Consider the following 26,384-nt stretch of genomic DNA (forward strand, 5'->3'; position numbering starts at 1 on the left):
AGCAATATAGCCCCAGAGCGTCTACAAGTGTAGATAAAAGCGTCAGGCGACTCCGTCCACCGTCCGGGGGACGCCGAGCGGGTTGGCCTCGCGCAGCTCCGGCGGCAGGAGGGGGTCGGGGGTGTCCTGGAAGCACACCGGGCGCAGCCAGCGCTCGATCGCGGTGCCGCCGACCGAGGTCGAGGTGCTGGTGGAGGCGGGGTACGGCCCGCCGTGCTGCATCGCGGGCGCGACCGACACGCCCGTGGGCCAGCCGTCCACGACGACCCGGCCGGCCAGCCCGGCGAGCCTGGCCACCAGGCCGGCCGCCGCGCCCTCGCGCTCGTCGGCCGCCAGGTGCACGGTCGCGGTGAGGTTGCCGGGCAGCGCGTCGAGCACGGCGTCCCGCTCGGACTCCGAGCCGTACCGGGCCACGACGGTGACCGGTCCGAAGCACTCCTCCAGCAGCTCGGCGTGGGCGTCGCCGTCCGCGAGCCGCCCGGCTGCCACGGTCAGCACGCCCGGCCGGACGGCCAGCGGCGCGGCGTCGTCCTCGCCGGCGGCCAGCGCCTGCGTGACGCCGGGCAGCTGGGCGCGGGAGCGCACGCCGTCCAGGAAGGCCGCGCGCATGCGCGGGTCGAGCAGCGGTCCGGCGGGCACGGCGGCCGTGACCACGGCGTCGAGCACCGCGTCGCCCGCCGGGCCCGCGGGCAGCAGGACCAGGCCCGGCTTGACGCAGAACTGGCCGAGGCCCTGGGTGTAGGAGGCGGCCAGGCCCGCGCCGATCTCGGCCGCCCTGGTGGCGGCGGCCCGCTCGGTCACCACGACCGGGTTGAGGCTGCCCAGCTCGCCGTGGAACGGGATCGGCCGCGGCCGCGCGGCGGCCAGGTCGTGCAGCGCCCGCCCGCCGCGTACCGAGCCGGTGAAGCCGACGGCGGCGGTCAGCGGGTGCCGGACCAGCTCCGGGCCCGCCGCGAAGCCGTGGACCAGGCCCACGACGTCGGCCGGCAGACCGGCCTTCTCCGCGGCGGCGCGCAGCGCGCGGGCGGTCAGGACGCTGGTCGCCGGATGGTCCGGATGCGCCTTGACGACGACCGGGCAGCCGGCGGCCAGCGCGCTGGCGGTGTCGCCGCCCGGCACGCTGAAGGCCAGCGGGAAGTTGCTCGCCGCGAACACCGCGACCACGCCCAGCGGCACCTTGTAGCGTCGCAGGTCGGGGCGGGGGGCCGGGCGGGCGGCCGGGTCGGCGTGGTCGATGATCACGTCCAGGAAGGCGCCCGACTCGGCCACGTCGGCGAAGGCCCGCAGCTGGTAGCAGGTGCGGGCCAGCTCGCCGGTGAGGCGGACCCGGCCGAGCGCGGTCTCCGCGTCGGCGGTCGCGATGATCTCCTCGCCGCCCTCCTCCAGCAGCGCCGCGGCGGTACGCAGCAGGTCGGCGCGTACGGACCGGTCGGCCAGCGCGGGGGCCGCGGCGGCAGCGGCGCGCACGGCGCGGTCCACGTCCTGCGGCGTCGACTCCGCCGCGACGCGCTCGCGGACCTGTCCGGTACGCGGATCGACGCTCAGCACGTCACTCACGGTCTCGTCCTCTTTCATGATCTCCGTCAGGATTGTCGTCGGCGAGCGCGGCCAGCTCGCCCAGGGACACCGGGGCCGCCAGGCTCCGGGTGGACAGCGGGCGCAGGTCGCCGGCCGTGCTCTCGCGGCGGCTCAGGCAGGCCGCGACGCCGGCGGTCGCGAACCCGCACACCCGTCCCTGGCACCAGCCCATGCCCGGCCTGGCCAGCATCTTCAGCGTGCGCGGATCGTCGGCGCCCAGGTCGTCGTGGGCGCGGCGCAGGTCGCCGTAGGAGACCTCCTCGCAGCGGCAGACCAGCGTCTCGTCCCGCAGCCAGGACGTCCAGGCGCGCGGCACGGGGTAGGTCCGGTGCATGGCCGCGGCGAAGCGCCGCCCGCGGGCGATCGACCGGCGCAACCGGCCCATGAGCGCCGGGTCGGCCCGGCGGCCCAGCGTACGGGCCAGGGCCAGGGCGCTCAGCCGGCCCTCCTGGCGGGCCAGGACCGCGCCGCCGACGCCGGTCGCCTCGCCCGCGACGTACAGGCCGGGGACGCCGGTGCGCTGGAAGGCGTCCACGGTCACGACGAGCGAGCCGTCGACGTCCTTCCTGGTGCCGGCGCCGAGCATGAGCGGCAGTTCGAGGGACGGCGTGAACCCCCAGCCGAGCGCGACGAGGTCGGCGGGGATCTCGCCAGCCGGGCCGGCCGGGCGGCCGTCGCGGCCGAGCCGGGCCAGCCGGACGGCCTCGACCCGGTTCTCCCCCAGGATCTCGGTGACCACGGTCCCGGTGCGGTACGGCACGCGGTGGCGGGCCATCAGCGCGGCGTACCGCAGCGCCTCCAGCCCCTTGACCGGCACGGACGCGGCGCCGCGCGGGTCGCGCAGCCAGCCGAGCGTGGCGTTGGCCTCGGCGACCGCCGCCACCCGCGCCCCGGCCGCGGCCAGGCCGGTGGCGACCGGCAGCAGGAACGGCCCGGTCCCGGCGACGACCGCGCGGCGGCCGGCGAGCGTGCGCTGCCCCTTGAGCAGGGCCTGCACCCCTCCGGCGGCCATCACGCCGGGCAGGTCCCAGCCGGGGACGGGCAGCTGCCTGTCGTAGCCGCCGGGGCACAGGATCAGCGCGCGGGCGGTCACCGTCGTGCCGGACGCCCCCTCCTCGGGGACGGTGGGCGTCGTGCGCAGCGTGAACGTGCCGGCGCTGTCGCGGGTCGCCAGCCAGACCTGGTGGCCGGGCAGGTAGCGGACCCGTCCGGCGGCGGTCAGGGCGCGCAGCCGGTCGCGCAGCCGGGTGAAGACCGGCCAGTCGTGGTGCCCGGCGGCGTCCTCGGGGCGGGCGTGGCGTTCGTCGTAGTGCCGCCAGAACTGGCCGCCCGGCTGGCGGGCGCCGTCCACGAGGGCCACGTCCAGCCCGGCCGCGGCGGCCTCGACGGCGGCGGCCAGCCCCGCCGGGCCCGCGCCGACCACGGCGACGTCGTGCGCCTCACGCATGTGGGCCTCCCTGCTCGCCGTCTTGCTCGCCGTCCTGCTCGCCGTCTTGCTCGCCGGCTGCCGGGGCGTCGTCGCCGAGGCGCATGCCGTCGCGCGCCGGGACCAGGCAGGCGCGCAGGTCGGGGACGCCGTCGACGGTGATGAGGCAGTCGAAGCAGACGCCGATGCCGCAGAACAGGCCACGCGGCCGGCCCGCCCCGCGGGTGCTGCGCCAGTCGAGGATGCCGGCCGCGACCAGGGCGGCCCCGACGCTCTGGCCCGGCTCGGCGGGCACGCTCGCGCCGCGGAAGGTCATCTGGTGGGTCATCGGCGCCCCTCCTCGGTCGCGGCGGACCCGGCGCCGGGAAACCCGGTGCCGGAAGAACGGTCGGGGGCGGGGAAGCGGTCGGGGGCGAACGGCTTGAGGTCGAGGTCCGGGGTGCGGCCGGTGAGCGCCTGGGCGACGAGCTTGCCGGTGCCCGCGGACAGTCCGATGCCCGCGCCCTCGTGCCCGCAGGCGTGCCACAACCCGGGCGCGCGCGGATCGGGCCCGATCACCGGCAGATGGTCCGGGCAGTACGGCCGGAAGCCCAGGTACGTGCGCATGGCCCGGACGTCCCGCAACATCGGGAACAGCGCGATCGCCTTGGCCGCCAGCGCGCCGGCCGCCCGCGGGGAGAACGTGCGGTCGAAGCCGACGCGCTCCCGGGAGGCGCCGATGAGGATCGTGCCGCTGCCGGTGCCCTCCACGACGGGCGAGGTCTGCAGGGCGGCGTCGGAGCTGGCCACGTCCCCGACGTACTCGGCGGCGTAGACCTTGTGGCGGATCGTCCGGGGCGGCATGGGCTGGGTGACCAGCACGAACCCGCGCCTGGGCAGGACGGGCACGTGCACCCCGGCCAGGGCGGCGACGTCGCCGGCCCACGTGCCGGTCGCGTTGAGCACCGCCCCGGCGGGCAGGTCGCCGGCCGTGGTGCGCACGCCGGTCACGCGGCTCCCGTCGCGCAGGAAGCCGGTGACGCCGGTGCGGGTGCGCACCTCGGCGCCGTGCGCGCGGGCCAGCCGCAGCAGGTGGGCGACCACCAGCATGGGCTGGACCTGGGCGTCCTGGGGGTAGAAGGCGGCACCGGCGAGTCCGGGGGCGAGGTGCGGCTCGTAGTCGCGCAGCTCCTGCGCCGCCACGTCGCGCACCTCGACGCCGTGGCGGCGCTGGTGCTCGCCCAGCTCGCGCAGCGAGGCCAGGCCGGGCCCGGACGCCGCGACGACCAGCCCGCCCTTGGCCTCGAACTCCCACAGCCCGGCGTGCTCGGCCAGGTCCTCGCGCCACACCCGCTGGGAGTAGAGCGCGAGGTCCAGCTCGGGCCCGGCCTCCTTGTCGGACACGAGCAGATTGCCCTCGCCCGCGCTGGACGTGCCGCCGGCGATGGCGCCGCGCTCGACGACCACCACGCGCAGCCCGGCCAGCGCCGCGAAGTACGCGGCGGCCGCGCCCACCACGCCGGCGCCGACCACGACGAGGTCGGCGCTCACGGCGTGGCCTTCGCGCCGCCCGCCCGGCGGCTCACAGCAGGAACCCCGCCGGGAAGGGGTCGGTCGGGTCGAGGTGGAACTGCGAGGTGCCGGTGACCCAGGCGCGGCCGGTGATCGAGGGCAGCACGGCGGGCAGCGGGCCGACCGTGGTCTCGCCGAGCAGCCGTCCGGTGAAGCGGGTGCCGATGAACGACTCGTTGACGAAGTCGTCGCCGAGCGCCAGCTCGCCGCGGGCGTGGAACTGGGCCATGCGGGCACTGGTGCCGGTGCCGCACGGCGAGCGGTCGAACCAGCCGGGGTGGATGGCCATGGCGTGCCTGGACAGCTGCGCCGTCGAGCCGGGGGCGGCCAGGTAGACGTGGTGGCAGCCGTTGATGTCGGGCCGCTCGGGGTGGACCGGGCGGTCGTGCTCGTTGACGGCGTCCATGATCGCCAGCCCGGCCGACAGCAGGTCGCCGGCGCGGGCCCGGTCGAAGGGCAGCCCCAGCTCGGCCAGCTCGACGAAGGCGTAGAAGTTGCCGCCGAAGGCCAGGTCGTAGCCGATCTCCCCGAAGCCGGGCACCTCGACCTTGCGGTCCAGCGCGTACGCGAAGGAGGGCACGTTCTGGATGGTCACCGAGGTCGCCGCGCCGTCCTCGACCGCCACGGACGCCACCACGAGCCCGGCCGGCGTGTCCAGCCGGATCGTGGTGACCGGCTCGACCACGGGCACCATCCCGGTCTCCACCAGGACGGTCGCCACGCCGATCGTGCCGTGGCCGCACATCGGCAGCAGCCCGGAGACCTCGATGAACAGCACGCCGTAGTCGGCGTCGGGCCGGGTGGGCGGCTGGAGGATCGCCCCGCTCATCGCGGCGTGGCCGCGCGGCTCGTACATGAGCAGCGTGCGCACGTCGTCGCTGTTCTCCATGAACCACAGCCGGCGCTCGGCCATGGTCGCCCCCGGGATGGCGCCGACGCCGCCGACGATCACGCGGGTGGGCATGCCCTCGGTGTGGGAGTCGACGGCGTGGAAGGTGCGGCGTGATCTCACTTGTAGCCCTTTTCCAGGACGGCCTCGGTGTCGGCGGTGATGCGGGCGACCAGCTCGGGCGCCAGCGGCAGGCGCGGCGGACGGCAGGCGCCGCCCCTGCGCCCGGCCAGGTCCATGGACAGCTTGATCGACTGCACGAACTCGGGCTTGGAGTCCCAGCGCAGCAGCGGGTGCAGGTCGCGGTAGACGCGCAGCGCCTCGGGCAGGTCGGCGGGGTCGCCCGAGGTGGCCAGCCGGTACAGGCGGGTCGTGGACTGCGGGATCATGTTCGGGTACCCGGCGATCCAGCCGACGGCCCCGGCCAGGCCCAGCTCCAGCAGCACGTCGTCGGCCCCGATGAGCAGGTCGAGCTCAGGCGCCAGCTCGGCGATCTCGTACGCGCGGCGCACGTCCCCGGTGAACTCCTTGACGCCGACGATCAGGCCCTCGTGGTACAGCTCGGCCAGCAGCGCGGGGGTCAGGTCGACCTTGGTGTCGAACGGGTTGTTGTAGGCCACGACCGGCAGCCCGGCCTTGGCGACCTCCCGGTAGTGGGCGACGACGGCCTCGCGCGGGGCCCGGTAGGCGTTCGGCGGCAGCAGCAGCACGGACGTGGCCCCCGCCTCGGCGGCCTGCTCGGCCCACCGGCGGGCCTCCATGGAGCCGTACGCGGCCACGCCCGGCATGACGCCGAACCCGGGCGGCGCGGCCTGGACGGCCGTCTCGACGACGCGGGCCCGCTCCTGCGGCGTGAGCGTCTGGTACTCGCCCAGCGAGCCGTTGGGCGTCACACCGTCACAGCCGCCTTCGGCCAGGAAGCGCACGTGCTCGGCGAACCCGTCGTAGTCCACGGAGAGGTCGTCGGCGAAGGGCAGGGCCGTCGCGACGTGGATGCCGCGCCACGGCGTGGCGGAGGTGGTCATGCTGAGGTCTCCTCACATGGGGATATTCGAGAGATTATGCGGTGCAATGTCACAGCGACTACCTACCCGGCGGCCATCCACTTCTCCAGGCCGTCGGCGTCCAGGGGCAGCGCGGCCGACAACACGTCGGCGCCCTGCTCGGTGACCACCAGGTCGTCCTCGATCCGGACGCCGATCCCGCGCAGCTCCGGCGGGACGGTGAGGTCGTGCGGGTGGAAGTACAGGCCGGGCTCCACGGTGAGCGCCATGCCGGGGGCCATGACGGCGTCCTGGTAGGACTCCTGGCTCGCCCGGCCGCAGTCGTGAACGTCCAGGCCGAGGTGGTGGCCGACGCCGCAGACCAGGTGGCGGCGGTGGTGCTGGCCGGCGTCGGACAGCGCCTCGTCCACCGAGACCGGCAGCAGGCCCCAGCCGGCCAGGCCGTGCGCGACGACCTCCATGGCGGCGTGGTGGAAGTCGCTGAAGCGGCGGCCGGGCGCGACGGCGGCGAGCGCGGCCCGGTGGGCCCGTTCGACCAGGTCGTGCACCTGCCGCTGGGCCGGGGTGAAGCGGCCGGAGACGGGGAAGGTGCGGGTGACGTCGGCGGTGTAGCAGCTCTCCGCCTCGACGCCGAGGTCGAGCAGGAGCAGCTCGCCGGGGGTCACCGGGCCGTCGCAGCGCACCCAGTGCAGGGTGGGCGCGTGCGGGCCGCCGCCGACGATGGAGGGGTAGCCGGGGCCGTTGCCGTAGGCGCGGGCGTACCGGTCGAAGGTGCCCTGGAGCCATCGCTCGCCGCGCCCGGCCACGGCGACGGGGATCTCGCGGACGACCTCGGCGAAGCCCTCGACGGTGCGATCCACCGCCTCGCGCAGCTGGCCGAGCTCCCAGTCGTCCTTGAACATGCGCAGCTCGGCGAGGACCCGGGCGGCCTCCTGGTCGTCCGTCACCTCGATGGTCAGCTCGGCCAGCGGCTTGACCGGGACGCCCAGCGCCTTGGCCCAGTCGTCCAGGCCGGGGGCGGCGCCCACCCACAGCTCGCCGTACCTGGAGTCGGTGAAGAACGCCGGGTCGCCGGGGCGGGCGGGCGGCGGCACGTAGAGCGTGGCCTCGGCGCCCTCCAGCACGACGACGGCGTTCTCGATCTGGCAGCCGGTCAGCCAGACGAAGTCGCTGCCGGCGCGGAAGTCGTAGGCCATGTCGTTGCTGCGGATCGGGGCCTGCCCCGCGGCCAGCACGACCTTCCGGCCGGGCAGCGCCTCGGCCAGCCGCGCCCGGTGGGCGGCGGCGGCCTCGGCCGCGCCGGGCACCACGCGCGGCGTGCGGTCGGGGGTGCCCCAGCCGGTGTTCATGTACGCGGTGAACGCGGGAATCTCGGACAGCCTCGGGGGCCTGCCGTCACGCACCGGGATCACTCCTTCCATAGGGCTCAGTAATGTGTGGCATTGCACTGAACCCTAAGACGACGGGAGGCCGCCGCCAAGAGGTGACCAGAAAAATCCGCATATCGTGACAAAGGCTCGGTTACGCTGCGGGAGCCACGCGATCAACGAGCACACCCAGACCCCGCAAGCGGACGAGCACGGCGGGACGAGAGACGGGAAGAACGATGACCTCTTGGATCCTCATCGTCGTCGGCGTGCTGCTGGCCCTGGTCGGCGGGCTCTGGGCGCTCCAGGGACTGGGCGTGGTGGGCGGCAGCGTGATGACCGGCGACACCGCCTGGGCGGTCATCGGCCCGGTGGTCCTGCTGGTGGGCGTCGCCGTCGTGGTGATCGGCCTGCGCCTGCGGCGTTCGCCGTCCCGCTGAACGCGGCGATCCGGCCCGGGGAAGCGTGAAGCCGGCCGCGATCCGGGCGGCCGTCCGGTCAGGGAGGGCTCTGTCGCAAATGGCCTAGAATCCGACAGATGTCCCCCGCCTCCGCCCGGCTGGCCTGGCTGGACGCCCTGCGGGGGCCCGCCGCGCTGGCCGTCACCGCGCACCACGCGGGCTGGTCCTTCGCCCCGGCCGCGTGGGCGGTCGTGGACCGCAGGATCGACCTCGGCACGTGGGGCGTCTTCGTGTTCTTCCTGGTCAGCGGCTACATCATCCCGGCGTCCCTGGAACGGCGCGGCGACCTGCGCGCCTTCTGGACCGGGCGGGCCTTCCGCCTGCTGCCGCTGCTGCTGGCCGCCCTCGGCCTGGCGTTCCTGCTCGCCCTCGCGGGCCTGTTCCCGCTGGATCCGCGCCTCGGCGAACGTCCCGCGCCGCTGGTCGCGCTCGGCAACCTGACGATGCTGCAGGAGCTGCTCAACCTGCCGCCCGTCATCGGCGTCACCTGGACGTTGTCGTACGAGATGGCGTTCTACCTGATCAGCGTGGCGCTGTTCGCGACCGGCCAGGCCCGCAGGTCGGCGGGGATCGCCGTCGCGCTGGCGGCGCTGGCCGTGCCGGCGGGGCTGCTGCTGCCGGGCGCGTCGATCAACGGCGGGGCCGACCTGACCGCCGCGCTCCTGGTCCTCGCGGTCGTGGCGGCGATCGCGGTCACCACCCTCGGGGACGGCCGGGCCCGTACGGCGGCCGCCGCGGCGGGCGGGCTGCTCGGCCTGGCGCTGGTGGTCCTGGGCAGCCGGGCCGGCACCTGGCAGGGCGTGATCATCCTGGCCGCCATGTTCGCCGGGACCGCGGTGCACCGCGCCGAGCAGGGCGCGATCTCCTGGCGGACCGCCGGGCTCGCCTGCCTGGCGGTGGTGGCCTGCGGCGTCCCCGCCAAGGACGACCCGGGATGGGCGCCCGCGCTCGTGCTCGCGTTCGCCGTGTTCGGGGTGGGGCTGGCGTTGCGCCACAGGACGTTCCCGCGCGCGCTGACCCGGCTCGGCGTGATCAGCTTCTCCGTCTACCTGCTGCATCCCCTGCTGCTGCGCCTGCTGCCGAACCTGGTGCTGTACTACCTGGTCCTGATCCCGCTGTGCCTGGTGACGTACCACGTGATCGAGGCCCCGGCCCAGCGGCTCGGGCGCCGGCTGAGCGGGTCGCGCGCCCCCGTCCAGAAGTAGGGACCGACGCCGCGGGCGGGCACCCCCCAGCCCCCGCCCGCGCGTCAGGTGCCGCGAGCGGGTCTCGCTCGCGGAGGTGGCCGCCGTCGTCAGGCGACCACGAGTGACTGCGCCCTGAACTCCCTTCCGGCCACGATCTCGGAGACGAACCCGTCGGGTCCGACGGGACGGTCGCCGATCAGCGTGACCCGGTGCAGCGTGCGCGGCACGTCGAGGTGGTCGAGGTCGGACGGGGCGAGGTGGGCGGTGGCGCGGTTGTCCCAGAAGGCGACGCTGCCGGGCTGCCAGCGGAACCGCACGGTGTACTCGGGCCGGGTGAGCTGCTCGTACAGCAGGTCGAGGATGCGGCGGCTCTCCACGGCCGACAGGCCCACGATGTGGTCGGTGAAGCCGGGGTTGACGAACAACGCCCGCTCACCGGTCTCCGGATGCACCCGCACCACCGGGTGCACGGAGATCAGCAGGTTGTCGTTGATGCGCTTGACCAGCTTGCCGTCCTCGTCGGCGGCCTGGTAGCCGGCCAGGAAGCGGTGCTCGGCGCGCAGGCCGTCCACCAGGTCGCGCAGCGGCGCGGACAGGCCCTCGTACGCGGCCACCAGGTTCGTCCACTGGGTGTCGCCGCCGAACTCCGGCACGGTCTCGGCCCGCAGGATCGAGGCGGCGGGCGGGTTGACGGCGGCGGTGACGTCGGTGTGCCAGCCGGAGAAGTAGGAGTAGCGCCTCCGCTGGTAGAGCTCGCGATAGTTGACGCCGTAACGCTTCTCGTACCGGCGCGGGTCGATGGTCAGGATCTGCGGGAACTCCTCCGGCGGCGCGTCCTCGTGCGGGTGGGCGTGGGTCAGCTCGCCGAACTGGCGGGCGAAGGCGATCTGCGCGGCGTGGTCGAGCTCCTGCCCGCGGAAGAACACGACTTTGTACGCGAGCAGCGCCTGGCGGATCTCCTCGACCACGGACGGATCGAGCGGGTGGGCCAGATCGACGCCGGTGATCTCGGCGCCGATGTGCCCGGCGACGCGCCGGACGGTGAGCACGCTGGTGGGGGTCGACATGGTTCGGCCACTCCTCTGAGCTTCGGGGAAGGTCTGGGGGAAGGACGCTCGCGCGTCCGAGGAGAGCGGGGACCCGGAGGTCACCGCACGGCACAGAGCGCGCTCGCCTGCCGCCGGAGGTCGACGTGGAGGCGGGCCACCAGAAGGCTCTTCACGCCTCTGATCCTGCGCGAAATTTCCCACAAAAGCAATAGGTAATACATGAAAACTGGTCAGCTCGTGCCGGGGCCGCCGTCCGTCACCGTGACCCGGCCCGAGTACGCCGACGTGCCGTCCGGGTTGAGCTGGAGGATCGGGATCTCCTTGGTCTGGCGGGCGCCGCCCTCGACGATCCTGATCGGGCCGCTGGCGCCCTCGACCGACACCGTGCCGCTGGTCAGCATGTTCGCCATGTCCTGCGGCGAGGGCACGTCCGGCTCGCGGGCGAACGCCTTGGCCGTCTCCAGGGCCACGAACATGGCGTCGTGGTGCATGATGGCCATGCCGTCGTCCAGGCTCTCGTGCGGGAACAGGCGCCGGAAGCTGTCGGCGTCGTCGCCCTCGAACCTGGCCCGGATCGCCGTGAGCACCCCGCCGCCGGGCAGCGCGAGGCTCGCCGGGTGGGCCAGGGCCGTGTAGAAGAGCCGGATCCGGGTGTCCCCCCACATGCCGAGGTCGACCTTGCGGTTCATCTCGCTGGCGTCGTCGCCGGTGACCACGGTGACGCCGGGCCGCACGCACCGCTCGCGCTGGCTGAGCGCCTGCATCAGCGCGGGCAGCTGCTCGCTGCGCCCGGCGTACAGGACGGTGTTCGCGCCGGAGTTGCAGACGCGCTCGGCGATGACGTCGAGCACGGTGCCGGAGAACCTGGTCGAGGAGTCGAAGGACAACTCCATCACGCTCTCCCGGCCGGCCAGCGAACCGGTGTAGAACCGGGCGAGGGTCTTGACGTAGCTGTCGGCCGGGTTGAGATCCTTGATCACGACCGCCTTGAGCCGGGGGTTGACCTTCCTGGCGTGCACCACCCCGGCCTGCGCCTGCTCGCTGTTCAGCGCCGCGACGCGGGCCAGCCCGGGGAAGCCGGTGAGCTCGTCGGAGGTGATGACCGCCGAGACCATCGCGTACCGGCTCGCGCTCAGGGCGGCGACCGTCCTGCGGGTCGCGCCGGTGCTGGCGCCCAGCCCGGTCACCGCCACGATGTGCTCCTGCGCGGTCCGGTCCCGGACGGCCTCGACCGTCGGCTCCCAGTCCTGCGGCCCGTCGCTGGCGACCAGCACCCGCACGTACGGCGGCGAGGACGGCTGCCGGTTGCGCCACACCTGCGCCAGGTGGATGCCCTCCAGGCCGTGCCTGATGCTCTCCCGGTTCAGGGCGATGTCGGTGAGCGAGCCGGTCATCGGGAACATCGCGACGACGGTCACGTAGTCGTCCGGGTGCTCCTTCTCCACCGCGGCGTTCTCGGCGGCGATGCGGCTCATGACCGGGGCCAGGTCGGGGCCGAAGGCGTCGCTGTCGTCGGTGAGCCGCGACGTCCTGACGTACAGCCCGAGGACGACGACGGCCGCCACGACGAGCACCCCCGCCAGCGCCCTGCGCAGCAGGACGCGGTTGCGGCGGCCCGCCGCCCACTTCGCACCGACCTCCGCCGGCGCCGGATCGCCCACCCCGGCCGTGCCGAGGTCACCGTCGTCGCTCATACCTGTCGGCCTCCCGTAACAAGATCGCCGGACTGGTGGTCGACCGCCTGGCCAGGTCCCGCAGCCCGCGCGCGACCTGCTCGGCCCGGCTCCCGGACGGGTCGAGCAGCGGGTCGAGCCAGAACCAGCGGTCCACGACCAGGGCTCTGACCACGACGAGCCAGTCCCCGCGCTCGTGCGGGGCGGCGGTCGCCACCAGGGAGTCGTACAGCTCGTCCAGGGGGGTGACCAGCGGCAGCCGGTTGGGGGCGGTGGTCACCTCGTTGAAGCCGGCCAGCCATTCCGGCAGGCGGCTGCGGCCGTCCTCGCGCACGTCGAGCCGGTCGAAGAGCCGGTGCAGGCGATCGGCGACGTGGGTCAGATGGCCCTCGGGGTCGCCCCGGCCGACGCGGGCCAGGCGGTGGTGCAGGCTGCGCGGGTTCTCCTCGCCGCCGGGGCCGAGGTGGAACCGTTCCAGGTCGCCGTGCACGTCGTCCCAGCGGCCGGTGACGGCGAGCCGGTGCAGCAGCAGCCGCCGCAGCCACGGATGGATCACGGTGACCTGCGGGCCGCGCGCCCCCTCGTAGCGGCCGTGCGGGTCCCGCTCCTCCGGACGGCGGTCGAGCCAGAGGTGGTCGGCCAGCTCGTTGCGCAGGTTGGGCGTCCGGCCGGCCCGTTTGAGCAGGGCGCTCTCGGCGTCGTCCACGTTCCTGGCCGCCGCCCAGTCGGTGAGCTCGTCCAGGTGGGCCAGGTGCAGCCGGTCGGGCCAGCGCAGCAGGTCCTCGCGGCACACGACGGCGCGGAAGCCGTCGTCGTCCTGGGCCGTGGCGGCGAGCCTGCCCAGGCGCCGGGTCACGGCCGGATGGCCGCCGGTCAGCTCCCGGACGGCCGAGGCGTAGGCGCGCGACCTGTCGGCCTCCAGCGGCGGCATCAGCACGGGGTACCACCACGGCTGCTCCCGGGCGTCGTAGCCGGCCCGCCAGTCGCGGTAGCTCGCCTCCGCCAGCGTGGGCGGGTGGGCCGCGCCGGGCACCACCGTGCCGGGACGCGCCCACGAGCCGCCCATCGGCAGCCACTCCTTCGACTCCGCCACCACCAGCAGCGGGTCGGCGCCCTTGGCCGGGCCGAGCGCCCTGAGCAGCGCGCGGCCCGCCGCGGTCTCGGCCCCCTCCAGCAGCAGCAGGCAGCTGCGGGCGTGGCGGTGGCTCTTGGACCAGGAGTCGGTGAGGTCGGCGACCAGGGCCCGGCACAGGATCGCCCCGGCGGACCCGGACGGGTCGCCGCCGTGGCCGTCCCGCCGTCTGGCCAGGTCGATCACGTTGCCGTTGGCCATCTGGGCGGCCAGCCACGTCCGGCCCTTGTCGTTGAGCAGCCTGACCACGCGGCGGCGCTGGCCGCGGGCGGCGTACTGGAGCACCGAGGTGAGCGCGGCCAGCGGCTCGGCCCCCGGGATGCGGCCGAGCAGGTCGCGCAGCAGGGACAGGGCGTCGGACAGCCGCTCGGGGTCGCCGCCGTCCACGAGGTCGTCCAGCTCGCCGGCCAGCTCGTTGTCGGAGCGGTCCCGCGGGTCCAGGGCCAGCACGTGCAGCGCGAAGACCACCCGGGGCAGCCGGACGCTGGAGGTCTCCATCAGGTCGTGGGCGATGCGCTCGACCGTCTTGACCACCGGCGCGTCGCGCAGCCCCGGCAGCCGGAAGTCCACCCGCACCCGCGGCGAGTCGGGCCTGGTGACGCTCCGCCAGACGCGGGTGAGGCACACCTCGCGGTCGGTGCCGTCGGGGCCGAGCAGCACGATGACCGGGAGCCGGTCGCCGCTCCCGAGCGGGAGGCACTCCTTCGTCACCAGGCGAAGGTGAGCGTCGTTGAACGAATCCGCCATCGCAGCAACCTGCCGGGTCGTCGTCAGCTGGTGCGTGCCCGAGTGAGCCCCGAGGGTGAGCCCGAGAGTGAGCCCGAGGGTGAGCACGGGTGAGCCCGGGTGAGCATCGCCCCGCGGACGCTCGTTTCCATCATAGAAACGAAGTACCGGGCGACGACGGAAGAATCCGGATGAATGCGGAGCCTCCGGCCAGGGCCGGAGGCTCCGGCCCGGGTCAGGGGTGCGGGCGCTCGTCCACGACCTGCAGCACCTTCCCGGTACGCGGGTGCGTCACCAGCTCCGACGGCCGCACCCATTCGACGGTCAGCGGGTGCACCAGCCCCTCGGCCACGGACTTCGGGTAGAGCGGCTTGGCCGCGTACACGGCGTCCACGAGCCGCTGGGTCAGGCCGGGCGGCGGCTCCTGCGTGCAGGCCAGCCGGAGCAGCAGGCCGTCCTTGCCGTCCCAGCGGCGCTGGACCATCTGCATCGCCGACATCGCCCGGTCCGGGTCGGCGGCGACCAGCACGGCCCGGACGGCCTCGCTGGACATCGCCACCGTCTCCACCCTGGCCCCCTCCGACGTCCTGCCGACCAGCCGGAAGGCCCGGCAGTCCGCGTCGGTCCACTCCCCCAGGTCGCCGACCGGGTAGCGGATGACCGGCATCAGCGTCCTGAACAGGTTGGTGACGACCACCCGCCCGCGCACGCCGGGCGTGGTGACCGGGTCGCCGGTCACCTCGTCGAGCAGCTCCACCAGGGTGCGCTCGGGGAACGCCTCGTGCACCCGCACGTCCGCGCCGGGCACCGGGCCGCCGATCAGCCCGGCGTCCACGGAGGCGTAGCCGAGCGAGGCGATCGCCGCGCCGGGGAAGGCCTTGGCCAGCTGCGGACGCAGGTCGTCGAAGAGCAGGTCGCCGGCGAACAGCAGCAGCTCCACGGTGTCCGCGCCGCGCCCGCGCGCGATCACCGCCTCGGCCACCTTGCCGAGCTTCATCGGCGGCCCCGCCAGCACGTGCACGCCGAACAGCTCGATCAGGTCGGCGATGTAGCCGTCCTCGGCGTGGCAGGCGATGGGCAGGCGCACGTTGTCGACGGGGGCGTTGTGCAGGGCGTGCTCGATGTAGAGGAAACCGCCGTACATCTCGCCGGCGGAGAACAGGTTCGCCACCCGGTGGCCGGGACGCAGGCCCGCTCTCACCATGCCGGCACCGAACGCGGTGACCGAGTCGGCGTGCTCGGAGCGCGTCCAGGGGGAGAACTTGGGCGCTCCGGTGGTGCCGCCGGAGGCGTAGACGCCGGCGTCGGTCAGGGGGCCGGTCAGCAGCCTGTTGCCGGGGTAGGTGTTGGCGGCCCAGAAGGCGTTCTGGTCGATGATCGGCAGCGCGGTGAGGTTGTCCACGCCGTCGGGCAGGTCGCGGTAGAGGTCGGCGTAGAACGGCGAGTGCCGCCGGGCGAAGCCGATCAGGTCACGCAGGGACTTGGCGGGCATGTGTCACTCCTCGGTCGTCGATGCTCAGATCCGGCTGTGGGCGAGGCTCGGGACCCGCGCCAGCACCCGGCGGCGGTAGAACCACCAGTTGGTGGCCAGGAAGACGGCGTAGGCGCCGATGAACACCTGGAGGGCGGGCGCGACGGAGCCCGTCCCGGCCAGCGAGACGGCGAAGCCGCGGGGGATGAGGAACCCGCCGAACGCGCCGACCGCGGAGGCGATGCCGATGGCCGCCGCGGCCTCGCGCCTGGCCCGCAGCCGCGCGTCCGGCGACCCGTGCCTGGCCTGCGCGGTGAAGATGGCCGGGATCATCCGGTACGTGGACCCGTTCCCCGCCCCCGAGGCGACGAACAGCAGCAGGAACGCGCCCAGGAAGAGCAGGAAGCTGTGCCGTCCGAGCGCGGCCAGCGCGGCCACGGCCCCGGCGGCCATGGCGACGAACGACCACGAGGTGACCCTGGCGCCGCCGTACCGGTCGGCCAGCCAGCCGCCGACCGGCCGCGCCAGCGACCCGGCCAGCGGCCCGAGGAAGGCCAGGTACGGCGAGGCGGACTCGGCGAACGCCGACTTGGCGACCAGCGGGAACGCCGCCGAGTAGCCGATGAACGAGCCGAAGGTGCCGATGTACAGGAAGGACATGACCCAGGTGTGCGGACGCAGGAACGCTCTGCCCTGGGTGCCGAAGTCGGTGCTGGCGACGGCCAGGTTGTCCATGAACAGGTACGCGCACAGCGCGGCGGCCACGACGAGCGGCATCCACACCAGCCCGGCGTACGCCAGGCCGCCCGCCGCCACCAGCGGGATCAGCAGTTGCACGACCGCCACGCCCAGGTTCCCGCCGGCCGCGTTCACGCCCAGCGCGAACCCCTTGCGCCGCTCGGGGTAGAAGTAGGAGACGTTGGCCATGGAGGAGGCGAAGTTGCCGCCGCCGAGCCCGGCCGTGGCCGCGGCGGCCAGGAACATCCAGTAGGGCCTGGCCGGATCGGTGACCAGCCAGGCCAGCAGCCCGGTCGGCGCCAGGAGCAGCAGGGCGCTGGCCACGTTCCAGTTCCGCCCGCCGAAGGCCGAGACGGCGAAGGTGTAGGGCAGCCGCAGCGTGCTGCCGACCAGGTTCGGCACCGCGACCAGCCAGAACAGCTGGTCGACGGTGAACGGGAAGCCCGCCTTCGGCAGCAGGACGACGACGGCGCTCCACAGCAGCCACACCGCGAAGCCGAGATGCTCGACGAAGATGGAGAAGATCAGGTTCCTGGTGGCGACGCGGCGTCCGACGGCCGCCCAGAACCCCGGGTCCTCGGGTTCCCAGTGCTCGATCCAGCGTCCGGTCCGCCGGTTCATTCGGTTCTCCCCTCGTTGGTGGGACGGCCGGCGACCACGACGCCGTGGCCGCGGAACTCTGCGACGATCTCCCCGGCCGGGCGGCGTACGGTGACGTCGTAGACGCCGTGCCGACCGTGTCTTGCCCGTTCCGTGGCCTCGGCCACCAGCACGTCGCCCGCCGCGGCGGGGCGCAGGAACGTCACCTGGGCGCTGTGGGCCAGCATGACCGGGCCGCGGCTGTTGCAGGCGTGGTCGAAGGCGGCGTCGGCGAGCAGGAACAGGTAGCCGCCGTGGGCGACGCCGTGCCCGTTCACCATGTCCTCGGTGACGCGCATGCGCAGCCGGGCCCGGCCGCCGGCGGCCTCCTCCAGCGCGATCCCGAGCGCCCGGCAGGCCGGGTCGGGGCCGGTCGCAGGCTCGATCGCGGGGCCGGTCATGGGGCCGGTCGCGGGGCCGGTCGCGGGGCCGGTCGCGGGGCCGGTCATGGGGTGGCTCCGAGCCAGGTCCTGGCCATGGCCTGGACCGCCGAGCCGTCGGGGTCGGCGAGCTTGCCGGCCACGTAGCGGGAGGCCCAGGGCCCGGTCGGGATGCGGAAGGGCGGGTCGGGGGCGGTCAGCGCGTCCACGATCACGTCGGCCACCTGCCAGGAGGTCTGGCCGGCGCCCTCCCAGCCGGGGCCGCACACCCAGTCGAGGTAGGCGTCGAAGGCGGGGGCGTACGGGCCGGAGGCGGCCCGGATGGTCTTCCGGTTGATGTCCGGAAAAATCCCGAACCGGGTGTCGGAGACGAAGCCGGGCACCACCACGCTCACCCGTACGCCGTGCGCGGCCGCGACCGGCGCCAGGCTCTCCATGAACCCCTCGACCGCCGCCTTGGCCGCCGCGTACGCCTCGTTGAACGGCTGGCCCACGACGCCGTGCACGCTGCCGACCGTCACCAGACGCCCGCCGGCGGCCCGCAGCAGCGGCATCGCCACCCGGCTCACCTCGATCACCCCGAAGAAGTTGACCTCGAAGTTGGCGCGCAGCGCCTCCGGCGTGGACATCTCCATCGTGGGGTCGAAGTTCGACACGCCCGCGTTGTTGACCAGCGCGTCCAGCCCTCCGTACGTCTCGCGCACGCCCTCCACGCAGGCCCGCGCCGAGGCGGGGTCGGTGACGTCGAGCCGGCGGACGTCCAGGGCGACGCCGGCCCGGTCGGCCGCCGCGCGCAGGTCGCCGTCGCGGCCGGGGTCGCGCATGGTGGCCACCACCGTCAGCCCGGCCCGCGCGGCGGTCACCGCGGTGGCCAGCCCGATGCCCGACGAGGTCCCGGTGATCAGCACGGTCGTCATGACGCGCTCCCCGCCAGGTGCGCCCGCGGCTCGGCCCGGTCCATGCGGGCCTGGATGCCCGAGGCGGGCAGGAACGAGAACGCGGCCAGCAGCGTGCCGCCGGCCATGACGGCCTGCGCCGCGCCGAGCACGCCCAGCGCGGGCGTCAGCAGCGTGACCGCCGACCCGCCCGCGAGCGCGGCCAGCGGGATCACCCCCCAGGTCGCCGTGCGGAACGCGGCGTGCATGACGCCCTGGTTCTCGGCGGCCATCCGCGACTGCCGGATCGGCGCGCTGCACACGTTGATGCACGACATGAAGAAGCCGTAGCAGCCGAACGTCACGCCGATCACCGGCGCGGCGGGCAGCGCGGGCGCGGCCAGCACGCCGAGACCGACCAGGCAGTGCAGCAGCAGCGCCCAGGCCATGGTCCGGCCGAGCCCGAGCCGGTCGCTGATCCTCGGGGCGGCCAGCGCGCCGAGCACCGCGCCGACGGCCGCCGCCGACATCGCCGCGCCGAACACGCCCACCGAGACGCCGAGCCCCTGGTAGGCCAGCACCGGCAGGACCGTGACGAAGACGGGCCCGCCCGAGTTGAGCACCACCGCGGCCAGCACCACCCGGCGCAGCACCGGGTCGGCCCAGTTCAGCCGGAAGCCGAGCATCAGCCGCGAGCGCACCGGCACCCGCTCCCCGGTCGTGACGCCCCACGGCTTCATGGCCCGCAGGCACGCCGCCGAGACCAGGTAGCTGGCCGCGTCCACGAGCAGCGAGGCGACGCCGAGCAGGTGGTACAGGCCGGCCGCGATCGACGGCCCGGCCACCTCCGACACCGTGCTGCTGCCCTCCAGCCGCGAGTACGCCCGCACCAGCCGGTCCTGCGGCACGGTCGTGGGCACGGCGACGAGGTAGCCGATGTTGAAGAAGATGGTCGCGCCGCTGATCAGCGCCACGCACACGAACAACACCGGCGTCGAGAGCACCCCGCACCAGTACGCGACCGGGATGACCCCCACCGCCACCAGCCGGACGAGGTCGCACACGACCATGGTCAGCCGCTTGTCCCACCGGTCCACGAGCACCCCGGCGATCGGCCCGAGCAGCGGGATGCCGAGGTACTGGGCCATGGCCACGATGCCGACCTCCAGCGCGGAGGCGTGCAACACGAAGATCATCAGCGTCGGCACGACGAACACGGTGATCCGGTCGCCGAGCAGGCTCACCGTCTGGCCGCTCCAGTAGAGGCCGAACTCCCTGCCGAGCGACCCCGGCATCCTCACTGCTCCTCCCGCACGACGAAGGAGGACGTCTTGCCGGTGCGGTCGTTGCCGATCAGCGCGTCCACCGTCCGCACCCGGAAGGAGCCGGGGTCGTGCTGGAAGGCCGTGCTGAGGGTGAAGGTGGCGGCCAGGAGGTCGCGGCGCAGCCGTCCGGGCAGGTCGGGCGGGGTGTCGGGGCCGGTCAGCAGCAGCACGTCCACGCCGGAGACCCGGCCCTGCCGCTCGGTGACCAGGACCTGGGCGCGCAGCACGCCGGGCTCGCGCTCGGCCTGGGCGACGACGTCGTCCACGTGCAGGCCGAGGCCGCGCACCTGGACGACCGAGTCGCGGCGGCCGAGGATGCGCAGCGCCCTGCCGTCCCGGCCGCACGGGCAGGAGACGAGGCGGCCGGCGTCGCCGGTGCGGTAGCGCAGCACCGGGTTGAGCATGTCGGGGTTGAGCGTGGTGAAGTCCAGCAGCTCGTCGGCGTCGGTGTGCACGAGCTGGTCGGGCAGCGGGTGGAAGACGTCGGCCGGGCAGTCCGGGGTGTTGGTGGCGGCGACCCACGTCTCGGTGCTGCCGAACATGCCCCAGCGGCGGGCGTCCGGGGCGACCTCGGCCAGGTCCTCGTCGAGCTGGGGATGCCAGGCCTCGCCCAGCCAGAGCACCTTGCGCAGCGCGGGCAGGCGCAGGCCGGCCGCCCGCGCGTGGGCGAACCACAGCCGCAGCACGCTGGGCGTGCCGCCGAACGCGGTCACCCCGCGGTCGGCGAAGAAGCCGAGCCAGTCGCCGTACTCCTCCTTGCCGACCGAGCCCAGGGCGATGACCCGGCAGCCGGACAGGTCGGCGAGGGCCGCGGCCAGGAAGTGGGCGCCCCACATGCGGCCGGCGCCCCAGGCGTTGACGAAGACGTCGTCCGGTTCGAGCGGCTGCCAGTGGCGGTGCACGCCGTCCATGTAGAAGCCGGTGGGGGCGTAGCCGACCTTGGGCGCGCCGGTGCTGCCGCCGCTCTGGAAGAGCCAGGTAGCGCCCTGTCCTGCCTTGGGCTCCAGGTGCGCGAGCGCGACGTTGAGGTCGTCCTTGACCAGCGGCGGCAGGGCGGCCAGGTCCTCCAGCGTGAGCACCTTCTCGTGGCCCTCGTAGCGCGGCGCGAGCGCGGGCACGCTCCTCAGCCGCTCCAGCGAGCGCCTCGGGACGCGCAGCAGCGGCTCGGCCGCCGCGGACGTCAGCGAGAACGATTCGGTCATGAGGGTCACCAGCTCTCGGGTTCGTGCGAAAGGCGGTCTTTGAGGAAGCGGGCGTGGCCGTCGCGGTAGGCCGTCCAGCGGGCGCGGGTGACGTCGCGCTGGAGGGTGCGGGCGGGGTCGCCGAGGTCGGGCGCGATCACGCCGTCGGGCTCCAGCTCGGAGAACCAGTAGCGCTCGCCGTCGTGCAGGAAGTCGACGCAGAAGAACGGGATGGGCAGCCGCTCGTAGAAGTACGCCGTGGCCGCCGCCAGCTCGGGCGGCACGGGCGGGAACTCCATCGTGCCGCCCCTGCTGGCGTTGGCGACCGGCGAGCCCGGCTCCGGGATGCGCTTCATGACCGCGTACGGCTCACCGTCCACGACGTAGACGCGGTAGTCCACGGTGCCGTCGCCCAGGTAGGGCTGGACGACGAGCGTGGTGTCGCCGCCCTGGGCGAGGCTGGCCAGGCCGCGCAGCTCCTCGGAGTCGCGGGCCAGGTTCACCCCGCCGCCGCCGCACCAGCCGGCCGGCTTGACCAGGGCCGGGTAGGTGAGACCGTCGATGGCGGCCTCGTACAGGTGCTTGCTGGTGTCCCGGCCGGTGCCGATGCGCAGGGTCGGGATCGGCGGCACGGGCGAGTCGCGCAGCCGCAGGACGGTGGCGAGCTTGTCGTTGGCCACCGGCGACAGGGACGGCGGGAACGGCAGGTAGAAGCCGGCCTCCTCCAGCACGGCGTAGAGGGCGTACTGGTTGAAGACGTCCATCGACTGGTAGGGCAGGGAGTACAGGGCGGTGATGAAGAGCGTGTCCTCGGGGGTGACGGGCTCGTCGTCCACGAAGACGCGGGGCCGGCCGGGCTCCAGCGCGTCCACAGTGACCGAGTCCGGGGAGTTCCTGGTCCAGCGCAGGCCGAGCTCGCCGGCGACCTCCTCGTACAGGTCCCAGAAGAACGGGTGCCACATCGCGGTGGCCCGGGTGGACTCCCGGTCGGGGAAGATCCAGCACAAACGGCGCAACGGGCTCATGACTCTCCCTTCTGGCTCGCCCACCAGCGGCGGCCGGGCTCGGGCAGGGTGTCGATCGGGTCGTAGAAGGGGAAGCGGCGCTCCGGGCCGGGCGGCTCCAGCCCGATCCCGTGGCTCCTGGTCCAGTACGAGACGCCGCGTTCGAGGTCGTAGGCGGCGGCCTGGTGCACCCAGCGCTTGCCGACGTAGGGCACGTCGCAGACGATCCGGGGCGTGGCGTAGCCGGGCAGGTGGCCCATGATGGCCTCCTGGAGGCGCCGGGCCTGGTGCAGCGGGGTGCGCCAGTGCTCGGCGTTGGGGATCAGGTCGCAGACGTAGAAGTAGTAGGGCAGGATCCCGGCCTCGCCGTGCAGGGCGAAGCACAGGTCGAGCAGGTCGTGCGGGGTGGCGTTCACGCCGCGCATGAGCACGCCCTGGTTGCGCACGTCCCGCACGCCGGCCGCGAGCAGGGCCGCGGCCGCCTCGGCGACCAGCGGCGTCACCGAGCGGGCGTGATTGGCGTGGGTGTGCACGGCCAGGTTCACCCCGCGGGCCCGCGCGACGGCGGCCACCCGGCCCACGCCCTCGACCACGGCCGGCTGGAGCCAGTGCTGCGGCAGCCCGACCAGCGCCTTGGTGGCCAGCCGGATGTCGCGTACGGACTCCAGCTCCAGCAGCCGCAGCAGGAACGCCTCCAGCCGCGGCCACGGCATGTTCGCCAGGTCGCCGCCGGAGACCACCACGTCGCGGACGGCGGGCGTGCGCTTGAGGTAGTCCAGCATCAGCTCCTGCCGGTCCACCGGCCGGAGCGTGAGCCTGGCCTTGACGACCTGCGGGGTGGAGGTGCCGACCAGGTCCATCCGGGTGCAGTGGCCGCAGTACTGCGGGCACGTGGCCAGCAGCTCGGCCAGCACCTTCGTCGGGTAGCGGTGGGTCAGGCCCTCCACCGCCCACATCTCGGCCTCGTGCAGCGAGTCCCGCTGGGCCCGCGGATGGCTCGGCCAGACCGGGTGCCGGTCGGAGGCGACCGGCAGGAGGTAGCGGCGGACCGGGTTGGCCAGGAACGCCGCCGTGAACGCGGCCGGATCGCCCGGTTCGTCCGGCGCCATGACGTTGAGGAGCTGGGGCGTGACCAGGATGGACATGGTGGCGTACCGGGCCGCGTCGGCGGCCAGGTCGGCGAGGAAGGCGTCCTGGAGCAGGTCGCCGGTCACGGCGCGCAGCTGCGCCGCGTTGCGCACGCAGTGGGCGCGCTGCCACTGGGCGTCGCGCCACTGCGCCTCGGTGACCCCGCGCCACCCCGGCAGCCGCCGCCAGTCGGGCTCGGCGAGCGCCCGCCGCGCGTACACGTAGGGGCGGTCGGCGGCCCCGGACCCCGCACCCCCGGACCGGGCGGCCCCGGACCCCGCGGCCCCGGGCCCCGCGGCCCCGGACCGGGCGGTCTCGACGTCGGCGGCGGGGCGGCGGGGCTTGTCGTCGTTCGGGCTCATCCGGCGAACAGCGCCGCGTGCCGGGTGCGGAGCTCGCGCTTGAGCACCTTGCCTGTGGGGCCGAGCGGGTAGTCCTGCTCGGTACGCGCCAGGATCACCGCGGCCAGCGTGGCCAGGCCCGCGTCGGCCAGGGCCTTGTTGGCCTTCTCCCTGATCTCCTCGGCGGTGACCGCGGCGGCCTCGGCCTGCGCCCGTACGACGGCGATCGGCACCTGCCCCTCGGGCCCCGGCACGCCGACGACCGAGCAGTCCTGGACGAGGTCCGCGCAGTCGGCGATGAGGACCTCCTCGACGGGCAGGCTGTAGACCGGCCCGGCCGCGGTGTCGATCACGTCCACGGTGCGGTCGAGGTGGTAGAAGTTGCCCTCGGCGTCCCGGCGGGCGACGTCGCCGGTGAGCCAGTAGCCGTTGAGCTCGAAGCTGCCGGTCAGCCTGGGGTCGTGCCAGTAGCCGGGGGTGCGCGACGGGGTGATCACGCCCAGCAGGCCGACCTCGCCGTCGGGCAGCTCCCGGCCGTTCTCGTCCAGCACGGCGGCCTTGATCACGGCGTCCTGGGGCTTGCCCACGCAGCGGTCGGCGCGCGGCGTCTCGGGGGAGGTGACCTGGCCGAACAGCGCCATGCCCATCTCCGAGGAGCCGAGCCCGTCCACGAACTGGGAGCCGGGCAGCGGCTCGCCGGCGGCCTCGCCGCGCGGCAGCAGCCACGACCTGATCAGCCCCGCGGGCCGCTCGCCGAGCTGGACGAGCCGCCGGATGTGGCCGTAGTGGGCGCTGTCCCCGGTGTTGAACCAGGAGTGCACCCTGGCCGCACCGCGAACCGGCAGCTCGCCGGTGGCCAGCTCGACGAACGTGCGCGGGAACGACGCCACCATGGTCGGCTGGAACGCCTCCATGACCGGCTCCACCCCGGCCCGCCGCCAGTCCGACATGATCACGGTCGGCAGCCCGAGCAGCACCGCGGTGAGGAAGTAGCTGAGCCCGCCCGCGTGCGTGTGCGGCATGAGCGACATCAACCGGTCGTACGGCTCCGCCGGGAAACGCACCATCCGCTGCTGTTTGCCGTCCCAGAAGCTGCGATGTCCGAGGATGGTGGACTTGGGGGTACCGGTGGTGCCGGAGGAGTGGATGAGCGCCACCACGTCGTCCGGCTCGTGCCGGTACGGGTACTGCTCCGGCAGCCCGCCCGACGCCGCGTCGTGGGCCCGCACCTCGGCCGCCAGGGCGACGAACCGGGGCCGGGCGCGCGGCGTGTTGCGGTAGGCGAGCTGCAGCCGGGTCGTGTCGTCGGCGACCACGCCCACCACGCCGACGTGCTCCAGGTAGCCGGCCATGACGTCGGCCCGCATGGCGTCGTTGACCATCGCCGGGATCGCGCCGAGCGCGGTGAGCGCCAGGAAGTGCAGCAGCGGCTCCAGGCCCTCGGCGACCACGACGCCCACGGGCTCGCCGGGCCGCACGCCGTTGGCGTGGTACCAGGTGGCGTAGCGGTCGCGCAGGGCCGCGAGGTCGGTCAGGCTGTGGCCGCGTAACACGACCTGGCCGCGGTGGTCGGTGTGGTGGCTGCAAACGAACGGCACCGACCGGTTGGGGTTGGCCGCGAGCGCGTGGTCGAGGAAGTTGCCCGCGCCGAGGCCGGGCTCGGTCATGAAGCCCTGCCGTACGGCCAGGGGGGCGATGGGGGTCTGGTCAGTCATGGATGTGCCTCCACGTCGCGTCGATCTCCGCGGCCACCCGGTGTCCTGAGCGGATGGCGCCTTCCATCAGGCCGAAGAACTCGGTGCTCGTCTCGGTGCCGGCCCAGTGCACCCGCTGGTGGGGGGTCGTCAGCCGCGGGCCGAGCCGCGGCCAGTCGCCCGGCCCGAACAGCGCCGCGTAGCAGCCCCGGCTGTGCTCGTCGCTCAGCCAGTCGGTCACGTGGCAGGCGTCCGGGGCGGGCAGCCCGGGGAACAGCCGCGCGACCTGGGCCCGCGCCCGCTCGGCCTGCTCGCGCGGGGGCAGCGCGGCGAACGCCTTGGCCTGCGCGCCGGTCACGAACCCGGTCAGCACGCCCGCCGAGCCATTGGCGGGCGAGTCGTCCACGGTGGACAGCAGGGGGCCGTCCGCGCTGACCGACCAGCCCGAGAGGCCCTGCTCGCGCCAGAGCGGCGCGGGGTAGACCAGGTGCACCTTCACCGCGCAGCCGGGCGCCGTACGGGGGCCCGACCGCGGCGCGGGCAGGCCCGGACGGAACTCCACGGCGTCGGCCAGCGTCGGCGGGACGGCGACCACCACCGCGTCCGCCCTGGTGGCGCCGGTCGCGGTGACGACGTCCACGCCGGTCGCGTCCTGGTGGACCGCGCGCACCGGCTCGCCGAGGCGCACCCGGTCGCCGAGCCGGGCGGCCAGGCGCAGGCACACCTGGTGGGCGCCGCCGTCGATCCGGTCCTCCTGCGCGCCGCCCGCGAAGGCGTTCAGGTAGCGCAGGCCGCCGCCCGAGCGCAGGTAGAAGGCCAGGTGCAGGACGGACACGTCCGCCGGGTCGGCGGCCATCATCTCGCCGGCGAACAGCGGGAAGAACAGCCGCGCGTCCGGATGCGTCAGGTGCTCGGCGGCCCAGTCCGCCGCCGTGGTGGCGTCCAGGCGGGCGGCGTCCGGGGTCAGCCAGGGGGCGTCGGGGCGGACGGCGGCGGCCAGCTCCTCCAGCGCGTCGAACAGGCCGCCCAGCGCGACCGCCGACAGGGGCGGGAATCGGCCGGTCCCGGGCTCGCCGCCGAGCGCGAACCTGGCCGCGCCGTCCACGGTGGCCGGGGTGGTCTTCAGGTCCAGCTCGGCCAGCAGGGCCGTCAGCGCGGTGTGCCGTTCCCCCAGGTACGCCGCGCCCGCGTCGGCCCAGCCGCCGGGGGCGACCTCGATGCCGTGCGTACGCCCGCCGACGCGGTCCCTGGCCTCGATCACGGTGACCTGCGCGCCGGACGCGGCCAGGTCGGCGGCGGCGGTGAGCCCCGCGAGGCCCGCTCCCACGACGACGACCCTCATGCCAGGCTCGCGATCTTCTTGGCCAGCGCGGCGGGGGTGGGCGCGTCGAGGAAGTCGTCGAAGTCCAGCTCGGCGCCGCAGTCGCGGGCGATCGCGCTGAGGACGCGGGTGGCGAGCAGCGAATCCCCACCCAAGACGAAAAAGTCGGAATCATCCGTTATTTCGGGGTTTTCCAGTACCCGCCGGAAGATGTCAGAGACGGCGGTGACGTCCACGTGCATGA

General features: G+C 74.4%; 24 protein-coding genes. 2 read left to right on the forward strand and 22 right to left on the reverse strand.

All coding sequences use genetic code 11. The features are described from left to right. Positions 1 to 42 precede the first annotated feature (42 nt). The 7 genes from ACFYYW_RS13545 to ACFYYW_RS13575 form a co-directional block, all read right to left on the reverse strand. The gene (locus tag ACFYYW_RS13545) at positions 43 to 1,557 is read right to left on the reverse strand and encodes an aldehyde dehydrogenase (NADP(+)) (RefSeq protein WP_364391327.1); all 1,515 of its coding nucleotides are present in this window, start codon (positions 1,555 to 1,557) and stop codon (positions 43 to 45) included. Next, positions 1,550 to 3,025, reverse strand: a complete 1,476-nt coding sequence (locus tag ACFYYW_RS13550; RefSeq protein ID WP_387648241.1) for an NAD(P)/FAD-dependent oxidoreductase — start codon at positions 3,023 to 3,025, stop codon at positions 1,550 to 1,552. The genes ACFYYW_RS13545 and ACFYYW_RS13550 overlap by 8 nt, the downstream gene beginning before the upstream one ends. Further along, entirely contained in the window at positions 3,018 to 3,332 is a 315-nt protein-coding gene (locus tag ACFYYW_RS13555; RefSeq protein ID WP_387648244.1) for a (2Fe-2S)-binding protein, read from the reverse strand. Before ACFYYW_RS13555 ends, ACFYYW_RS13550 begins: the two co-directional genes overlap by 8 nt. Next, positions 3,329 to 4,534, reverse strand: coding sequence for an NAD(P)/FAD-dependent oxidoreductase (locus tag ACFYYW_RS13560; RefSeq protein ID WP_387648246.1), 1,206 nt, complete (start codon positions 4,532 to 4,534; stop codon positions 3,329 to 3,331). Before ACFYYW_RS13560 ends, ACFYYW_RS13555 begins: the two co-directional genes overlap by 4 nt. Positions 4,535 to 4,565: 31 nt before the next feature. After that, entirely contained in the window at positions 4,566 to 5,567 is a 1,002-nt protein-coding gene (locus ACFYYW_RS13565; protein ID WP_352329986.1) for a proline racemase family protein, read from the reverse strand. Beyond that, the gene (locus tag ACFYYW_RS13570; protein WP_358292699.1) at positions 5,564 to 6,469 is read right to left on the reverse strand and encodes a dihydrodipicolinate synthase family protein; all 906 of its coding nucleotides are present in this window, start codon (positions 6,467 to 6,469) and stop codon (positions 5,564 to 5,566) included. Before ACFYYW_RS13570 ends, ACFYYW_RS13565 begins: the two co-directional genes overlap by 4 nt. A gap of 62 nt (positions 6,470 to 6,531) precedes the next feature. Then, on the reverse strand, positions 6,532 to 7,851 hold the full coding sequence (locus ACFYYW_RS13575; RefSeq protein WP_387648249.1) for an aminopeptidase P family protein: 1,320 nt from the start codon (positions 7,849 to 7,851) through the stop codon (positions 6,532 to 6,534). 203 nt (positions 7,852 to 8,054) lie between these two features. Between ACFYYW_RS13575 and ACFYYW_RS13580 the strand changes: the two genes are divergently transcribed. Next, the gene (locus ACFYYW_RS13580; RefSeq protein ID WP_352329981.1) at positions 8,055 to 8,255 is read left to right on the forward strand and encodes a hypothetical protein; all 201 of its coding nucleotides are present in this window, start codon (positions 8,055 to 8,057) and stop codon (positions 8,253 to 8,255) included. A 98-nt stretch (positions 8,256 to 8,353) separates the two neighbouring features. Continuing rightward, positions 8,354 to 9,481 (forward strand): acyltransferase family protein, encoded by a 1,128-nt coding sequence (locus tag ACFYYW_RS13585; RefSeq protein WP_387648251.1) that lies wholly within the window; start codon positions 8,354 to 8,356, stop codon positions 9,479 to 9,481. Positions 9,482 to 9,570: 89 nt separating this feature from the next. Here the strand turns inward: ACFYYW_RS13585 and ACFYYW_RS13590 are convergent, their stop codons facing one another. The 15 genes from ACFYYW_RS13590 to ACFYYW_RS13660 form a co-directional block, all read right to left on the reverse strand. Beyond that, a complete protein-coding gene (locus tag ACFYYW_RS13590; protein WP_364417804.1) occupies positions 9,571 to 10,530 on the reverse strand; it encodes a TauD/TfdA family dioxygenase in 960 nt (319 codons plus the stop codon). 80 nt (positions 10,531 to 10,610) lie between these two features. Then, positions 10,611 to 10,733, reverse strand: coding sequence for a putative leader peptide (locus tag ACFYYW_RS13595; RefSeq protein WP_352324370.1), 123 nt, complete (start codon positions 10,731 to 10,733; stop codon positions 10,611 to 10,613). A 9-nt stretch (positions 10,734 to 10,742) separates the two neighbouring features. After that, positions 10,743 to 12,206, reverse strand: a complete 1,464-nt coding sequence (locus ACFYYW_RS13600; RefSeq protein ID WP_387648253.1) for an ABC transporter substrate-binding protein — start codon at positions 12,204 to 12,206, stop codon at positions 10,743 to 10,745. Beyond that, positions 12,190 to 14,064, reverse strand: coding sequence for a hypothetical protein (locus ACFYYW_RS13605; RefSeq protein WP_387648255.1), 1,875 nt, complete (start codon positions 14,062 to 14,064; stop codon positions 12,190 to 12,192). The genes ACFYYW_RS13600 and ACFYYW_RS13605 overlap by 17 nt, the downstream gene beginning before the upstream one ends. Positions 14,065 to 14,278: 214 nt before the next feature. Beyond that, entirely contained in the window at positions 14,279 to 15,535 is a 1,257-nt protein-coding gene (locus tag ACFYYW_RS13610) for a phenylacetate--CoA ligase family protein (RefSeq protein ID WP_387648258.1), read from the reverse strand. A gap of 24 nt (positions 15,536 to 15,559) precedes the next feature. Beyond that, positions 15,560 to 16,873, reverse strand: coding sequence for an MFS transporter (locus ACFYYW_RS13615; protein ID WP_387648260.1), 1,314 nt, complete (start codon positions 16,871 to 16,873; stop codon positions 15,560 to 15,562). Then, complete coding sequence (gene paaI, locus ACFYYW_RS13620) at positions 16,870 to 17,340, reverse strand: hydroxyphenylacetyl-CoA thioesterase PaaI (RefSeq protein ID WP_387648263.1); 471 nt, start codon at positions 17,338 to 17,340, stop codon at positions 16,870 to 16,872. Before paaI ends, ACFYYW_RS13615 begins: the two co-directional genes overlap by 4 nt. Beyond that, a complete protein-coding gene (locus tag ACFYYW_RS13625) occupies positions 17,337 to 18,188 on the reverse strand; it encodes an SDR family NAD(P)-dependent oxidoreductase (RefSeq protein WP_352324376.1) in 852 nt (283 codons plus the stop codon). The genes paaI and ACFYYW_RS13625 overlap by 4 nt, the downstream gene beginning before the upstream one ends. After that, positions 18,185 to 19,441, reverse strand: coding sequence for an MFS transporter (locus tag ACFYYW_RS13630; RefSeq protein ID WP_387648266.1), 1,257 nt, complete (start codon positions 19,439 to 19,441; stop codon positions 18,185 to 18,187). The genes ACFYYW_RS13625 and ACFYYW_RS13630 overlap by 4 nt, the downstream gene beginning before the upstream one ends. A gap of 2 nt (positions 19,442 to 19,443) precedes the next feature. After that, a complete protein-coding gene (locus ACFYYW_RS13635; protein ID WP_352324378.1) occupies positions 19,444 to 20,673 on the reverse strand; it encodes an AMP-binding protein in 1,230 nt (409 codons plus the stop codon). 5 nt (positions 20,674 to 20,678) lie between these two features. Next, positions 20,679 to 21,677 (reverse strand): RimK family alpha-L-glutamate ligase, encoded by a 999-nt coding sequence (locus ACFYYW_RS13640; RefSeq protein ID WP_387648270.1) that lies wholly within the window; start codon positions 21,675 to 21,677, stop codon positions 20,679 to 20,681. Further along, positions 21,674 to 23,146, reverse strand: a complete 1,473-nt coding sequence (locus tag ACFYYW_RS13645) for a KamA family radical SAM protein (RefSeq protein ID WP_387648273.1) — start codon at positions 23,144 to 23,146, stop codon at positions 21,674 to 21,676. The genes ACFYYW_RS13640 and ACFYYW_RS13645 overlap by 4 nt, the downstream gene beginning before the upstream one ends. Continuing rightward, entirely contained in the window at positions 23,143 to 24,840 is a 1,698-nt protein-coding gene (locus ACFYYW_RS13650) for a class I adenylate-forming enzyme family protein (RefSeq protein ID WP_387648276.1), read from the reverse strand. Before ACFYYW_RS13650 ends, ACFYYW_RS13645 begins: the two co-directional genes overlap by 4 nt. Beyond that, entirely contained in the window at positions 24,833 to 26,161 is a 1,329-nt protein-coding gene (locus tag ACFYYW_RS13655) for a flavin monoamine oxidase family protein (RefSeq protein ID WP_387648279.1), read from the reverse strand. Before ACFYYW_RS13655 ends, ACFYYW_RS13650 begins: the two co-directional genes overlap by 8 nt. Further along, a complete protein-coding gene (locus ACFYYW_RS13660; protein ID WP_352324385.1) occupies positions 26,158 to 26,376 on the reverse strand; it encodes a phosphopantetheine-binding protein in 219 nt (72 codons plus the stop codon). Before ACFYYW_RS13660 ends, ACFYYW_RS13655 begins: the two co-directional genes overlap by 4 nt. Between the last annotated feature and the right edge of the window lie 8 nt (positions 26,377 to 26,384).

Source organism: Nonomuraea sp. NPDC001831 (assembly GCF_042892035.1).
Lineage (GTDB): Bacteria > Actinomycetota > Actinomycetes > Streptosporangiales > Streptosporangiaceae > Nonomuraea.

What these genes read in the sequence shown, in the direction of transcription:
- ACFYYW_RS13585 (WP_387648251.1), top strand. Translation starts at nt 8,354, where the DNA reads ATGTCCCCCGCCTCCGCCCGGCTGGCCTGGCTGGACGCCCTGCGGGGG.
- ACFYYW_RS13580 (WP_352329981.1), top strand. Translation starts at nt 8,055, where the DNA reads ATGACCTCTTGGATCCTCATCGTCGTCGGCGTGCTGCTGGCCCTGGTC.
- ACFYYW_RS13650 (WP_387648276.1), bottom strand. Translation starts at nt 24,840, where the DNA reads ATGACTGACCAGACCCCCATCGCCCCCCTGGCCGTACGGCAGGGCTTC.
- ACFYYW_RS13600 (WP_387648253.1), bottom strand. Translation starts at nt 12,206, where the DNA reads ATGAGCGACGACGGTGACCTCGGCACGGCCGGGGTGGGCGATCCGGCG.
- ACFYYW_RS13555 (WP_387648244.1), bottom strand. Translation starts at nt 3,332, where the DNA reads ATGACCCACCAGATGACCTTCCGCGGCGCGAGCGTGCCCGCCGAGCCG.
- ACFYYW_RS13590 (WP_364417804.1), bottom strand. Translation starts at nt 10,530, where the DNA reads ATGTCGACCCCCACCAGCGTGCTCACCGTCCGGCGCGTCGCCGGGCAC.
- ACFYYW_RS13610 (WP_387648258.1), bottom strand. Translation starts at nt 15,535, where the DNA reads ATGCCCGCCAAGTCCCTGCGTGACCTGATCGGCTTCGCCCGGCGGCAC.
- ACFYYW_RS13625 (WP_352324376.1), bottom strand. Translation starts at nt 18,188, where the DNA reads ATGACGACCGTGCTGATCACCGGGACCTCGTCGGGCATCGGGCTGGCC.
- ACFYYW_RS13615 (WP_387648260.1), bottom strand. Translation starts at nt 16,873, where the DNA reads ATGAACCGGCGGACCGGACGCTGGATCGAGCACTGGGAACCCGAGGAC.
- ACFYYW_RS13550 (WP_387648241.1), bottom strand. Translation starts at nt 3,025, where the DNA reads ATGCGTGAGGCGCACGACGTCGCCGTGGTCGGCGCGGGCCCGGCGGGG.
- ACFYYW_RS13655 (WP_387648279.1), bottom strand. Translation starts at nt 26,161, where the DNA reads ATGAGGGTCGTCGTCGTGGGAGCGGGCCTCGCGGGGCTCACCGCCGCC.
- paaI (WP_387648263.1), bottom strand. Translation starts at nt 17,340, where the DNA reads ATGACCGGCCCCGCGACCGGCCCCGCGACCGGCCCCGCGACCGGCCCC.
- ACFYYW_RS13570 (WP_358292699.1), bottom strand. Translation starts at nt 6,469, where the DNA reads ATGACCACCTCCGCCACGCCGTGGCGCGGCATCCACGTCGCGACGGCC.
- ACFYYW_RS13630 (WP_387648266.1), bottom strand. Translation starts at nt 19,441, where the DNA reads ATGCCGGGGTCGCTCGGCAGGGAGTTCGGCCTCTACTGGAGCGGCCAG.
- ACFYYW_RS13595 (WP_352324370.1), bottom strand. Translation starts at nt 10,733, where the DNA reads ATGTATTACCTATTGCTTTTGTGGGAAATTTCGCGCAGGATCAGAGGC.
- ACFYYW_RS13640 (WP_387648270.1), bottom strand. Translation starts at nt 21,677, where the DNA reads ATGAGCCCGTTGCGCCGTTTGTGCTGGATCTTCCCCGACCGGGAGTCC.
- ACFYYW_RS13605 (WP_387648255.1), bottom strand. Translation starts at nt 14,064, where the DNA reads ATGGCGGATTCGTTCAACGACGCTCACCTTCGCCTGGTGACGAAGGAG.
- ACFYYW_RS13645 (WP_387648273.1), bottom strand. Translation starts at nt 23,146, where the DNA reads ATGAGCCCGAACGACGACAAGCCCCGCCGCCCCGCCGCCGACGTCGAG.
- ACFYYW_RS13635 (WP_352324378.1), bottom strand. Translation starts at nt 20,673, where the DNA reads ATGACCGAATCGTTCTCGCTGACGTCCGCGGCGGCCGAGCCGCTGCTG.